We start from the raw sequence: 13,190 nt of genomic DNA on the forward strand, positions 1-13,190 counted from the left end.
TTGTGATTTTACATGTAGCAGGGCTAGATAAGTTTATTCCACCGTTTGTCAAACTCGTCAAAGAAGAGTTTCAGGAAGAAAAACATCAATTTTGGTTCACGGGTTCCGCCGAAAAATACCCCCTAGAGCAGAGTGAAACCGTGTATGTGTGTAAAGGTGGTGTTTGGGGCAAACTTGTGGGCTACGCAAAACTGATAAAGCAGTTCCACATCGCTCGAAAGGTTATGCTGCATGGGTTATTCAATATAAGGGTTGTCCTAATTCTTGCTTTGTGTCCGTGGGTACTGCCTAAGTGCCACTGGATCATCTGGGGGGGCGACCTTTACCAATACACAAAAGCTTCAAATACTGGGGCTTCTCGCATTAAAGAGAGTCTGCGCCGGTTTGTCATCCGCAGGGTTGGCCATTTGGTAACGTACATCGAAGGTGATGTGGAACTGGCTCGACAATGGTATGGGGCCGAGGGCGCATATCACGAATGTATCATGTATCCGAGCAATGTGGTCGACCCCAAAATGGCCATGGAATTAGACTCAGCCCCTGACCATAATGGCTTGAACATACTGCTCGGTAACTCTGCCGACCCGAGTAACAACCACATCGAAGCGCTCTATCGTTTGCTGCCGTTCAAAGATCAGGACATCACAATATTCGCACCCTTATCTTATGGCGACCTAAATCACGCAAAAGAAGTAATCGGCCTGGGTGAAGAATGGTTCGGAAGTAAATTTGTGCCCATGACGGATTTTATGCCGTTTGAGCAATACCTAGAGTTTTTGAAAAGCCTTGATATTGCGATCTTCAACCATCAACGCCAACAAGCAATGGGCAACACTATTACGCTTTTGGGTATGGGAAAGACGGTGTTTATGCGGAGCGATGTAAGCCACTGGCGTTTTCTGAATAGCTTAGGAATTAAGCTGAAAAATGTTGAAAATATAGAGCTCTGCCGGATCACGTCTGATGAGGCGGAAGAAAATGCCCATGTAGTTCGCTCATATTTTTTAAGGGCAACGCTGGTTAAGCAACTTTCAGAGATTTTCGAGGGATAACATGGCTTATCTGATCAGAGAGCAGCTTGAGACGATGGGGTTTAAGGCTGTAGGTGAAAACGTAAAAGTCAGTGACAAGGCGAGTATTTATAATCCCGACATGATTGAGTTGGGTGATTATTCGAGGATAGATGATTTTTGCGTAATATCGGGCCGAGTCGCAATTGGGAAGTATGTCCATATTGCACCTTTTTGCTTGGTTGCAGGCGGTGAAAAGGGCGTCTTCATGGACGATTTTTGCGGGCTGGCGTATGGAGTTCAGGTGTTTTCACAATCGGATGATTATTCCGGCCGAACGCTAACGAACCCTACCGTAAGTGGAAAATACAAGAATGAGCGAAAAGCTGTAGTTCGAATTGGCAGACATGTGATTATTGGTGCAAGTTCGATGGTATTCCCCGGTGTGGATTTGGCAGAAGGCTGCTCTGTCGGTGCGATGACGCTTGTGAACAAAAGTACCCAACCCTGGGGCACCTATGCAGGCAACCCAGCTCGCAGAATCAAGGATCGCAAGCAGGATTTACTGGAACTCGAAGCGCAATTTCTCAAAGAGCAGCGAGAATGATTCCGTTCAATATCCCTCCGGTCACAGGCGCTGAAGAGCGATACATCACGCAGGCGCTGAAGAGTAACAAACTCTCCGGTGACGGCCCTTTCGGCAAAAAATGCCAGAAGTGGTTCGAATCGAACCTTCCAGCTAACAAAACGCTGCTAACCCCATCCTGCACCGCAGCACTGGAGTTGGCCGCCGTTTTGATCGATATACAGCCCGGCGATGAGGTCATCATGCCGAGCTACACTTTCGTGAGCACTGCAAATGCCTTCGTACTCCGTGGTGCGAAGATTGTATTCGTCGATATCCGTCCCGATACCATGAATATCGATGAAACCTTGATTGAGGCGGCAATCACTCCCAAAACCCGAGCCGTTGTGCCCGTGCACTACGCTGGTGTTGCCTGCGAGATGGACACTATTATGGATATTGCCGGGCGCCACAACCTCTATGTGGTTGAAGATGCGGCCCAAGGCATGATGAGCAGCTACAAAGGGCGTGCGCTGGGAACCGTTGGCCATCTGGGAGCTATCAGCTTCCACGAAACCAAGAACTACACCAGCGGCGGTGAAGGTGGCTTACTAATTATCAATGATGAACGTTTTGCCGAGCGTGCCGAGGTGATTCGAGAGAAGGGCACCAACCGGAGTCAGTTCTTCCGGGGCATGGTAGACAAGTACCAGTGGGTGGATATCGGCAGCAGTTATCTGCCAAGTGAATTGCAGGCCGCTTATCTGTGGGCGCAGTTGGAACATGCAAACGAAATCAATGAGTCGCGCCTAAGTGCTTGGCAACATTACTGGCAACAACTACAGCCATGGGCTGAGGAAGCACGCATTCAACTTGCAACCATTCCAGAAGGCTGCACGCACAACGCCCATATGTTTTATCTGAAAACTTCTGGGTTGGACGAGCGCACCGCTTTGCTGGAACATCTCAAGAGCCGGGATATTCTTGCGGTATTTCATTATGTGCCGTTGCACTCTGCCAAAGCAGGTGCGGCATTCGGTCGATTCCACGGTGAAGATCGTTTTACCACCAATGAAAGCGAGCGGTTGGTGAGACTGCCTATGTGGTTCGGGATTGATGAGGCGAAGCAGCGGCGAACGGTTGACGCCATTTTCGAGTTCTATCGGTGACACCCAAACAAATAGCCGTCTTCGCCATAGGCCCGGTTGGAGGTGCTGTCTTAGGTCTCATATCCCTGCCAGTTATTACCTGGTTCTTCTCTCAAGAAGACGTTGGGCGGATGGCCATGCTTCAAGTGACGCTTGGTTTTAGCGTCCTGCTATTCAGCTTGGGGTTAGACCAATCGTACGTGCGGGAGTTTCACGAGGCAGACAGCAAACCCGCACTATTAAAGCGAGCAATGCTGCCGGGGCTGGTTTTGCTGGTAGTTACCGTTTTGGTACTGTTGTCACTCGGCGGAAAGCTGGCCGGTTGGCTGTTCGATGTGCCTGCATGGCACTTGAGTATGTTGGTGGCCTTGGCGTTGGTGGGCAGCTTTATCTCCCGATTTTTGTCGCTCGTGCTGCGAATGAACGAGCGAGGCTTGGCCTTTTCGATGAGTCAGCTGCTCCCTAAACTGCTATTGCTTGCCATTATCGGGGGGTACGTTGCCGTAGGGGCTGACAAGAATCTGACCAACCTCGTTCTCGCGAACACCGCAGCGATTGCTTTTGTTTGTGCAATCTATGGGTGGAATACACGGGCAGAATGGCTTGCTGGCATTCGCACCAGGCTGGATATTGATCAGCTAAAAAGCATGTTCCGCTTCGGGCTGCCCCTGATTCTTGGTGGCCTGGCGTTCTGGGGGCTCACTGCCGTAGACAAGGTATTCCTGCGAACCCTTGCCAGCTTTGAGGAGCTGGGAGTTTACTCGGTATCGGTCAGCTTTGCCGCAGCGGCCAGCATACTGCAAAGCGTTTTTTCAACCGTTTGGGCACCCACGGTATACAAGTGGGCCAGCGCAGGCACCGGGCTGGAGAACGTAAATAGAGTAAGCCGTTACATACTGGCTCTGGTTATACTCGGGTTTGCCTTGGCCGGGTTGTTGTCCTGGGTGGTCACGTTCTTCCTGCCGGCCAACTACGCGGCAGTGCAGTGGATTGTGGTGTCCTGCATTGGTTATCCCTTGCTGTACACGCTTTCTGAAACCACCGTTGTAGGCATAGGTATCTCCCGGCGCACCTCTTTCTCTATGCTGGCAGCCGTTATCGCATTTGCCTTCAACCTAATTGGCAATTGGTGGTTAATCCCGATCTTCGGCGCCGCCGGTGCGGCGGTGAGTACCTGTGTTTCGTTTTGGGTATTTCTCTTACTGAGAACCGAGTTCTCCATTTTCTTGTGGAAGCCCATGCCCCGGCTAGTGCTGTACGCCTTCACACTGGTCTCTGTTGCTGGCGCTGTGGTGTTTACGCTTTGGGGCGAGGTTTTGAGGGGTTGGATGGTTGGGTATTGGTTGGTTGTTTTGGGGGCCTGGGCGGTTGTTTTTCGGGGTGAAATTTTGGGTGTGCTGGAGTTCTTAGCCAAACGCCAGAAGAGAGCCGAGCTCCCGTTAATTTAATAAGCATTGTAAATATTAGCTATTGACTAATTGTTGGATTTGGAGTAAATGAAATGAGTTTTTCTAAAATCAGCGTTGTTGGATTGGGCTACATTGGCCTCCCTACTGCAGCTGTAATTGCCTCTCGCAAACGTGAGGTGGTTGGAATAGATGTTAGTCAGCATGTTGTGGACACGATAAACAGAGGTGAAATCCACATCGTTGAACCTGATCTGGACATGGTCGTTCACGCTGCAGTAAAAGAAGGCTACCTGCGGGCCACGTTGGTGCCAGAGCCGGCGGACGCCTTTTTGGTGGCGGTTCCAACACCCTTCAAGGCTGAGGATGGCAAAACTCATGTTCCGGATTTGAAGTATATTGAGACCGCTGTCAAAGCTATTGCGCCGGTGTTGACGAAAGGCAATTTGGTGATTTTGGAATCTACGTCTCCGGTTGGTGCTACGGAGCAGATGGCCGATTGGTTGGCTGAGGCTCGGCCGGATTTAACTTTTCCCCAAAACCATGGCGAAGAATCTGACATTCGCGTTGCCCACTGCCCGGAGCGAGTATTGCCGGGACATGTGATTCGGGAGTTGGTGGCGAACGACAGAGTCATTGGCGGAATGAGCAAAGCCTGTTCTGCGGCAGCCTGTAAACTGTACGAGATCTTTGTGGAAGGTGAGTGTGTAGTCACCAATGCCCGCACGGCGGAGATGGCCAAGCTCACGGAAAACAGCTTCCGCGATGTGAACATTGCCTTTGCCAATGAGTTGTCTCTGATTTGCGACAAGCTGGCTATTGATGTGTGGGAACTGATTGGGCTGGCTAACCGCCACCCTCGCGTGAATATTCTTAAGCCTGGTCCCGGTGTGGGCGGGCACTGCATTGCAGTGGACCCCTGGTTTATCGTGAGCGAGGCGCCAGAACAGGCGCGGCTGATTCGCACAGCGAGGGAAGTCAATGATTCCAAGCCGAAGTGGGTGATTGAAAAAGTGAAGGTTGTGGTGGGGGATTTTCTATTGAAAAATCCGGGCCACACTGCGAAGAATGTCACGGTTGCCTTGTTTGGCCTGGCGTTCAAGCCGGATATTGATGACCTTCGTGAAAGCCCTTCTCTGGCCATTGCTCAACAACTAAAGCGTGAACTTGTAGGCACGCTGCTGGTGGCAGAGCCTAACATTCATAGGTTGCCGGAAGCTCTAGCGGGCTGCACGCTGGTTCAGCCAGAAGTGGGTATTGCCCGGGCGGATATATGTGTGGTTTTGGTGGGGCACAAGCAATTCCGGGGGCTGGATTTCTCTGCAAAGCCAGCAGATTTTGTAATTGATGTTGTTGCCAGTGGCCGGGTCTAACGTGGAGTTGGTTTTGAAGGTATTAACGGTATTTGGCACTCGCCCCGAAGCTATCAAGATGGCGCCGCTGGTGTTGGCACTCCAGGATGATGAGCGGTTTCAATCGGTATTGTGCGTAACCGGCCAGCACCGTGAAATGCTGGACCAGGTGTTGTCGTTATTTGCGCTGGTGCCGGACTATGATCTGAATATTATGAAAGCGGGCCAGGATTTGACTGATGTCACTGCGGGTATACTGCAGGGTATGAGAGGTGTTCTCGCAGAGGCTAAGCCTGACTTGGTTCTGGTGCATGGCGATACCGCTACCACCTTTGCTGCGACGCTTGCAGCGTATTATCAGAAGATTCCGGTAGGACATGTGGAAGCGGGATTGCGTACCGGAAACCTCTACTCCCCGTGGCCCGAGGAGGCCAATCGAAAGTTGACAGGTACGCTGGCCACACTGCACTTTGCTCCTACCCAGAGGTCGGTCGATAACCTGTTGGCGGAGGGTATTGCTGGTGAGTCGGTGCATATTACCGGTAATACTGTGATTGATGCTCTGCTCCGGGTTGTTGAGCGGTTTGATAAAGACTCTGACTTGGCGGACTCATTAGCGGGTCAGTTTTCGTTCTTGAGCTCTGACCGGCATATGGTGTTGGTGACCGGCCATCGTCGTGAGAGTTTTGGCGGAGGTTTTGAACGTATCTGCGAAGCGCTGAACCGAACGGCCCGCGCCTTTCCAGATGTGGATATTGTGTACCCGGTACACCTCAACCCCAATGTGCGTGAGCCGGTAAATCGGCTGCTGAGCGGGCTGGATAACGTGCACTTGATAGAGCCGCTGGGTTACCTGCCGTTTGTGTACCTGATGAGCCGTTCTTACCTAATCCTGACCGATTCTGGTGGTATTCAGGAAGAGGCGCCTTCGCTGGGTAAGCCAGTATTGGTAATGCGTGATACCACCGAACGGCCGGAGGCAGTTGAGGCTGGCACTGTGGAGTTGGTGGGTACAGATGTTGAGCATATTTGCGATCGGCTTCGGGCGTTGCTGACGGGAGATGAGGTATATCAGCGTATGAGTTTGGCGCACAATCCGTATGGGGATGGGAAAGCGTGCAGAAGAATAACGGCTGCAATTTTGTCGGAGGAACAATTGGTTAGAAATTTTCAGGTTAGTCATTAATCAGCTAAATCATTTCGTTGAGGTTTTTTGAGTGCGGTAGCCAAGGTCTAGCGAGACTCTGAATAAGTCTTAAAATCAGCGATAATACGGTCATCGTCGACCGCGCAGGCTTCGTTTCCACCATGGATCAGATCACCTTCTCTGAAGCCGAGTACCAGATCAAGAAACGCAAAACCCGTCGCGAAATCTTTCTGGAGCGGATGGACAAGCTGATTCCCTGGAAGCAGCTGGAGAAGAAGGTAGCCCGATACTATCCCAAGGGCCAGACGGGCCGGCCACCCTATCCGTTGCCCACCATGCTGCGAGTTCACTGCATGCAATTGTTTTATAACCTCAGCGACCCGGCCATGGAAGACGCTCTTTACGAGACTGAATCCGTGCGGCACTTTGCGGGCTGAAGCTGGACCGCCTGCCAGACGAAACCACCATTCTCAAGTTCCGCCATTTCCTTGAGCGCTAAGGACTCGGCAAAGTACTGTTCAAAGAAGTGAGCAAGCATCTGGTGAAAAATGGTTTGATGCTGCGTGAAGGCAGCATTGTGGATGCGTCCATCATTTCTGCCCCAGGCTCCACGAAGAGCGAAAGCGGCCAACGTGACCCAGAGATGCACCAGACCTGAAAAGGCATTTGCCATGAAGATGCACATCGGCGTTGATGACACTCTCGGACTGATCCACAGCATCGATACCACCGCTGCCAATGTCCACGACATCGTGTGCGCTGATAACCTTCTCCACGGTGACGAACGGCGAGTGTTCAGTGATGCCGGTTATCTTGGAATTGAGAAGCGGGGTGAGCATAAGGATCGTAAAGATGTTTCCTGGTTCATTGCCAGACGCCCCCGCACTCGAAAGAAGCTGGACGCCCGTAAACTGAAGGCCGAGAAGCTCAAAACCAGCCGCCCGGGCCAGGGTGGAACACCCATTCCGCTACATCAAACAGGTCTTTGGCTACAGCAAAGTTCGCTATCGCGGCTTGGCACAAAATAGTACCCGGTTGCACTCGCTGGCCGCGTTCACGAGCTTATTGATCGGTGAAAAATACTTACTAGTGTAGGGCCAGTGTGCCCGAATTCCGTCAAAATGGCGGGATTCGGGCAAAAACTAACAAATAGAAAGGAGGGTTGCGTCCGAATTGCTTTTAAATAGTATTTTATCGAATTGAAAAAATATTTAGCGATAAAGCAGGCGTTAATCAGACCTTCTCTAGAATGAACAATGATTTAAAGATGGGGGCCTTTTGTTAATTTATATTTTTCTGCTTGGGTTTATTCTTTTAGCTGGATTATTTTCGGTATGTCATCCTAGATCCTCTAACTTTCTTCTTGGTGTTTCAGTGCTTTTGATGACTGTTGTGGCTGGCTTAAGGGGAAGCGTTGGTCAAGACACTTGGTCATATATTTATTTGTATGATGAGGTTTTTGTTGGTGAGAGCTCAAGTTTAGTTTTTTTAAAGTTTGAACCATTGTTCTCTTTAGTTTTTATTTTTTCGAAATTTTTGGGTATTAGTTCTCAGGCTTTTTTGTTTTTTGTTTCAGTAATTCAGGGGGTGCTCCTGTTTAATGTTTCTAGGCGTTTGCGGGTACCTTTTGTTTTTTTGATTCTTTACTTTCTTGGTTTTTATTTGCAGTTTAGCTTTAATGTGATTCGCGTGGGTGTTGCGTGCTTGTTTTTTGCTATGGCTCTACTGGAGAGGCAACTATTCAAATCAGTTGCATACTATGTATTAGCAGTTCTTTTTCATTTTAGTGTGATTCCTTTTTTCTTTATTTTTTTCTTGTTTGGAAGATGGCCGAAAAAGCATTTTTTTTGGATGGCCGGATTTCTAGGTATAGTGGCTTTGGCCTTTTTTAGGAATTTGATATCTGAAAAGTTGCACATATATGCTTTAGAGTCAGAAGCTACTGAGATGTCAATTTATGGTTTATTTTTATTTTTTGGACTGCCGGTGACTTATTTTGCTACATCATTTTTTGTTGGGCGTGTGGATAGAAAAGTATTTTTTTTGTTTTTTGTGCTTTTGGTTCTGGGTGTTCTTAGGAATTATTTTGATATAGCGTATAGGCTTTATGATATTTATTCTTTTTTGTTACTGGTTTCTATTTGCTGGCTCTATTGCTTTAATGATATTTTAAAAAGTCCTCGTGTTCTGTCGTCATTTTTAATCTTGTTTTTTTTGGCAGTGCTTCGAGTTTCGGGTGTAGTCGGCGAGGCAGAGGCGATAAACGATTCAATTACGAAAGCTAGAATCGATTATACCTTCATTCCATATTCGGTGTTTTGGCAGGACACTTGATTTTGGTTCTTGACGACTTTCTTTATTATGCCTGCGGAGGCAGGGAGGGACTCGGGAGTTAGTCAGTAAAAATATTGAGCGTATTCGCGGGCGTTTGACGGCTTTGTTTGTGGATGTGGCAATTTGTCATCGTATGAATCAACTGAATAGCTCCTATGCTGATTCTGGAAAGGATATTGCCGGAATATCGTTTTATGCCTACGATGGAGAGTTTTATTAAATATATTCTTTTTATTTTTTTGAGTCAATTTTAACGGGATATGAGTCGTTGCGTCCTTTTCTAGGCTTGAGGGTTATATGATTTTTAAAAATGACGATGAAGCTGTTCTGCCCGATAAAGGCAAAAAAAAACTACTGGTTGTGTACAACAAGGTCTGGCCTTACAGGGTTTGTATATTTAATATATTATCAGAAAAGTTTGATTTGACGGTTGCGGTTAATGATAGGACTTCGCTCTCTCAAAGTTATAATTTTAAAGTTGTTTATTTGGAGACTAAAAAGGTAGGGCCGTTTCAATGGCACAGGAATAATCTTAGAAAGATAATGAACAGTTTCGACTGTGTCGTTGGGCTTTATGATATAAGGTGGCTCCGGTTTATGTTGGCATCTTTGTTTTCTAAGTCGCCAGTAATTTTTTGGGGAATTGGTGTAACTGCTTCTTACGAAAATAAATTTGACTCAAAGTCTACTTGGGATCGCGTCAGATTGTTCTTCGCAAAGCGAAGTAGAGGTGTTCTTTTATATAGTGATTATCCAGTAGAACGGCACATTAGGCTTGGTATGCCGAAGGATCGGATATGGGTTGCTCACAACACAACGAATGTTTCGCTAGACTCATATGATGAAAAATGTGAAAGATGTTCAATCTTGTTTGTGGGTAGTCTTTATAAAGAAAAGAATGTAATGGGTTTGTTGGGTGATTATAGGAAAGCTGTAAATGTGTCTGGTAGTATTCCAAAACTTGAAGTAATTGGTTCTGGTGAAGACTTTGAGATGGCAAAAAAATTCGTTATCGATAATGAGCTTTCTGATAAGGTTGTAATGCATGGTGCGATTTATAATCCTCAAGATTTGGTTTCTATTTTCAATAGAGGCATCGTTTGTATTTCTCCCAGTCAAGCGGGGTTGTCAGTTTTAACTTCGATGGGTATGGGGGTGCCTTTCGCAACCAATAGTGATGCAATTACAGGTGGCGAGATTTTTAATATTAGACACTTGGAGACAGGTGTTTTTATAGATAAGTTGGCGGAAGATACTACTAGTTTCTTTTTGTGGGTTGAAAAAAATCATGAGGATTTGTTATATATGGGTATTAAAGCTCGAGATTTTTATTTGAGTTATAGGCGCCCAGAAATTACGTCAGATATTATTTCTCAAGCAGTTGAGTCGGCAATTAAATGCTCTTAGTGTCGAGATTTTTATAGCTTGGGAGGATTCTCTGATTTTTGATTCTATTTTCTATCATTTTTCTTGTCGTTTTTAAGGCTTTCCGATGATAGTTTCTATTTTAAAAAATAATGAAAGGTGTAGGTTTTTAATTAGGGCGGTTTTCATGTTTATAAAGCGCCTTCTTTGGGGGTTAAAAGGAGTTTCTTCAAGTTTTTATTATTCTGGATGGGCTAGACTTCCGTCTGACTTGAAGGCTGACGATTTCTCTTATATTGGTCCAAACCCTAAACTTTGCCCGAAAATTCGGATTGGTAAATATACTCTCCTGGGTCCGAATGTGACAATAACGGGGGGCGACCATAATTATAATCTGCCTGGGGTTCCAATAATTTTTTCTGGTAGACCAATGCTTCAAGAAACAGTTATTGGGTCTGATGTGTGGATAGGTAATGGGGCCTTAATTATGGCAGGTGTTGTAGTAGGAGATGGTGCGATAGTGGCAGCGAGGGCAGTCGTTACGAAGAATGTACCTCCATTCGCAATCGTTGGTGGTATCCCGGCAAAGGAAATAGGGACAAGGTTTGAGGCTGACTGTGAGATTCAGCAGCATCAAAGAATGTTGGAAGCCGGGACATTTAAAGGGAAACTGTGTGGCCCTCTGGAGGGTAATTGATGTCATTCTCAAGCAAAGCACTACTCATCACCGGCGGCACCGGCTCCTTCGGTAACGCCGTTCTAAACCGCTTCCTGGACACCGACATCGAAGAAATCCGCATTTTCAGTCGGGACGAAAAAAAACAAGATGACATGCGCAAGCGCTACGCTAATCCCAAACTCAAGTTTTATATTGGTGATGTGCGTGATTATCAAAGCATCCTGAACGCCACCCGTGGCGTGGATTTTATCTTCCATGCCGCAGCGCTCAAGCAGGTGCCTTCCTGCGAATTCCATCCCATGGAAGCAGTCAAAACCAACGTTATCGGCACGGAAAACGTGCTCGAAGCTGCTATTCAGAACGAAGTGAAGCGCGTGGTTTGCCTAAGCACAGACAAGGCGGTTTACCCCATCAATGCTATGGGCATCTCCAAAGCAATGATGGAAAAGGTCATGGTGGCCAAGTCCCGCAATGTGGACCCGGAGAAAACTGTTATTTGCGGTACCCGCTATGGCAACGTGATGGCTTCTCGCGGTTCGGTTATTCCCCTGTTCGTTGACCAGATACGTGCCGGTCAGGCGTTGACCATTACTGATCCGAACATGACCCGCTTCATGATGACTCTTGCAGATGCTGTGGATCTGGTACTTTACGCCTTTGAACATGGCTCCAACGGTGATCTGTTTGTGCAGAAGGCGCCGGCCGCTACGATTGAAACTTTGGCACGTGCGCTTACCGACATTATGGGTAAGCCGGAGCATTCCATAAATGTGATTGGAACCCGGCATGGAGAGAAACTCTTTGAAGCGTTGCTCAGCCGGGAGGAAATGGCCTGTGCGCAAGACCAGGGTGGTTATTACCAGGTGCCGCCGGATCTGCGGGATTTAAATTACGGTAAGTTTGTGGAGGAGGGGGAAGAGAAAATCTCTCACACTGAGGATTACAATTCCCACAATACCGAGCGCCTGGATGTAGCCGGGATGCAAGCGTTGTTGCGTAAGCTGGATTTCATTCGAGCCTTGGAACGGGGTGAATACCTCAACACGGAGGATTGAACCATGCGTGTACTGGTAACCGGCGCTAACGGTTTTATTGGCAAAAACCTGCAAATGCATTTACGTGAGCGTGATGATGTTGAGATAGTTACGTTCACCCGCGAGCACACTGAGGCTGATTTCCCTGGTCTGTTGAAAGGCGTGAATTGGGTCTTTCATCTGGCAGGCATCAACCGCCCGGAAGACCCTTCTGAATTCATTACCGGCAATGCCGGGCTTACTCAGGCTTTGTGCGATGCGGTGAAGGAATCCGGCCGCAAAATTTCTGTGGTTTATACCTCTTCTATTCAGGTGGAGCGGGATAACGACTACGGCACCAGCAAGCGTGCAGCGGAAGATGCCCTGCTGGATCTGAACCAATCGACAGGCTGCCCGGTTTACATCTATCGCCTTCCGAATGTGTTCGGTAAGTGGGCACGGCCTAATTACAACTCGGCGGTGGCTACGTTCTGTCATAACATCGCCCGGGATTTGCCGGTACAGATTAATGATCCGGATTCAGTGATTCAGCTGGTTTATATTGACAACGTAGTAGCCAGCTTTATTAGCTTACTGGATGGTGGTGCACAGGCTATACCCTTTGTTGACGTAGAGCCGGTTTATCAGATTGCTGTGGGCGAACTGTCGGAACAGCTGCAGCGCTTCAAAGCTACCCGGGACAACCTGATTAGCGAGGCTGTAGGCACGGGCTTGACTCGCGCTCTGTATTCGACATACGTGAGTTACCTGCCACCGGAGAACTTTACCTATACCGTGCCCCAGCATGGGGATGAGCGCGGAGTGTTCGTCGAGATGCTGAAAACCCGGGATGCTGGCCAGTTTTCGTTTTTCACCGCGCACCCCGGTGTTACCCGTGGCGGCCATTACCACCACTCCAAAACTGAGAAGTTCCTGGTGATCAAAGGCGAGGCCTGCTTCCGTTTCCGCCATATGCTGAGCGGCGAGTTCTATGAACTGCGCACCTCCAGTGACAAGCCGGAGATCGTGGAAACCGTACCGGGCTGGACTCACGACATCACCAACGAAGGCGACAGCGAGTTGGTATGCATGCTCTGGGCTAATGAGATTTTTGACCGTGAGCGTCCGGATACCTTTGCATGCCCGGTGGGTACCCGAGCTTGAATAATGG

10 protein-coding genes and 2 pseudogenes are annotated in these 13,190 nt (G+C 48.2%); all 12 read left to right on the forward strand.

All coding sequences use genetic code 11. The features are described 5' to 3' along the window. Positions 1–2: 2 nt before the first annotated feature. The 12 genes and pseudogenes from ACN0RL_RS03270 (at position 3) to wbjC (ending at position 13,183) form a co-directional block, all read left to right on the forward strand. Positions 3–1,052 (forward strand): TDP-N-acetylfucosamine:lipid II N-acetylfucosaminyltransferase, encoded by a 1,050-nt coding sequence (locus ACN0RL_RS03270; RefSeq protein ID WP_417513662.1) that lies wholly within the window; start codon positions 3–5, stop codon positions 1,050–1,052. Between the two features lies 1 nt (position 1,053). Continuing rightward, positions 1,054–1,617, forward strand: coding sequence for an acyltransferase (locus ACN0RL_RS03275; RefSeq protein WP_417513664.1), 564 nt, complete (start codon positions 1,054–1,056; stop codon positions 1,615–1,617). Next, the gene (rffA, locus tag ACN0RL_RS03280) at positions 1,614–2,744 is read left to right on the forward strand and encodes a dTDP-4-amino-4,6-dideoxygalactose transaminase (RefSeq protein ID WP_417513666.1); all 1,131 of its coding nucleotides are present in this window, start codon (positions 1,614–1,616) and stop codon (positions 2,742–2,744) included. The genes ACN0RL_RS03275 and rffA overlap by 4 nt, the downstream gene beginning before the upstream one ends. After that, entirely contained in the window at positions 2,741–4,171 is a 1,431-nt protein-coding gene (locus ACN0RL_RS03285) for an oligosaccharide flippase family protein (RefSeq protein ID WP_417513668.1), read from the forward strand. The genes rffA and ACN0RL_RS03285 overlap by 4 nt, the downstream gene beginning before the upstream one ends. A 53-nt stretch (positions 4,172–4,224) precedes the next feature. Further along, positions 4,225–5,502: a UDP-N-acetyl-D-mannosamine dehydrogenase gene (gene wecC / locus ACN0RL_RS03290; RefSeq protein ID WP_417513670.1), complete on the forward strand. Its 1,278-nt coding sequence runs from the start codon at positions 4,225–4,227 to the stop codon at positions 5,500–5,502. Between the two features lie 7 nt (positions 5,503–5,509). Further along, positions 5,510–6,667, forward strand: coding sequence for a non-hydrolyzing UDP-N-acetylglucosamine 2-epimerase (gene wecB / locus ACN0RL_RS03295; protein ID WP_417513936.1), 1,158 nt, complete (start codon positions 5,510–5,512; stop codon positions 6,665–6,667). A gap of 122 nt (positions 6,668–6,789) precedes the next feature. After that, positions 6,790–7,723: pseudogene (locus ACN0RL_RS03300) on the forward strand (IS5 family transposase). Between the two features lie 183 nt (positions 7,724–7,906). Beyond that, positions 7,907–8,962, forward strand: coding sequence for an EpsG family protein (locus ACN0RL_RS03305; protein WP_417513672.1), 1,056 nt, complete (start codon positions 7,907–7,909; stop codon positions 8,960–8,962). Between the two features lie 297 nt (positions 8,963–9,259). After that, complete coding sequence (locus ACN0RL_RS03310) at positions 9,260–10,369, forward strand: glycosyltransferase (RefSeq protein ID WP_417513674.1); 1,110 nt, start codon at positions 9,260–9,262, stop codon at positions 10,367–10,369. A 397-nt stretch (positions 10,370–10,766) separates the two neighbouring features. Beyond that, positions 10,767–10,943: pseudogene (locus ACN0RL_RS03315) on the forward strand (acetyltransferase); the annotation flags it as partial. Between the two features lie 80 nt (positions 10,944–11,023). Continuing rightward, a complete protein-coding gene (locus ACN0RL_RS03320; protein WP_417513676.1) occupies positions 11,024–12,061 on the forward strand; it encodes a polysaccharide biosynthesis protein in 1,038 nt (345 codons plus the stop codon). 3 nt (positions 12,062–12,064) lie between these two features. Then, positions 12,065–13,183, forward strand: coding sequence for a UDP-2-acetamido-2,6-beta-L-arabino-hexul-4-ose reductase (gene wbjC / locus ACN0RL_RS03325; RefSeq protein WP_417513678.1), 1,119 nt, complete (start codon positions 12,065–12,067; stop codon positions 13,181–13,183). The last annotated feature ends 7 nt before the right edge of the window (positions 13,184–13,190 follow it).

The organism is Marinobacter sp. (genome assembly GCF_048259445.1).
GTDB lineage: Bacteria > Pseudomonadota > Gammaproteobacteria > Pseudomonadales > Oleiphilaceae > Marinobacter.

Excerpts from the sequence above, each read along its gene's own strand:
- ACN0RL_RS03320 (WP_417513676.1), top strand. The coding sequence starts at position 11,024 with ATGTCATTCTCAAGCAAAGCACTACTCATCACCGGCGGCACCGGCTCC.
- wecC (WP_417513670.1), top strand. The coding sequence starts at position 4,225 with ATGAGTTTTTCTAAAATCAGCGTTGTTGGATTGGGCTACATTGGCCTC.
- ACN0RL_RS03310 (WP_417513674.1), top strand. The coding sequence starts at position 9,260 with ATGATTTTTAAAAATGACGATGAAGCTGTTCTGCCCGATAAAGGCAAA.
- rffA (WP_417513666.1), top strand. The coding sequence starts at position 1,614 with ATGATTCCGTTCAATATCCCTCCGGTCACAGGCGCTGAAGAGCGATAC.
- ACN0RL_RS03275 (WP_417513664.1), top strand. The coding sequence starts at position 1,054 with ATGGCTTATCTGATCAGAGAGCAGCTTGAGACGATGGGGTTTAAGGCT.
- wbjC (WP_417513678.1), top strand. The coding sequence starts at position 12,065 with ATGCGTGTACTGGTAACCGGCGCTAACGGTTTTATTGGCAAAAACCTG.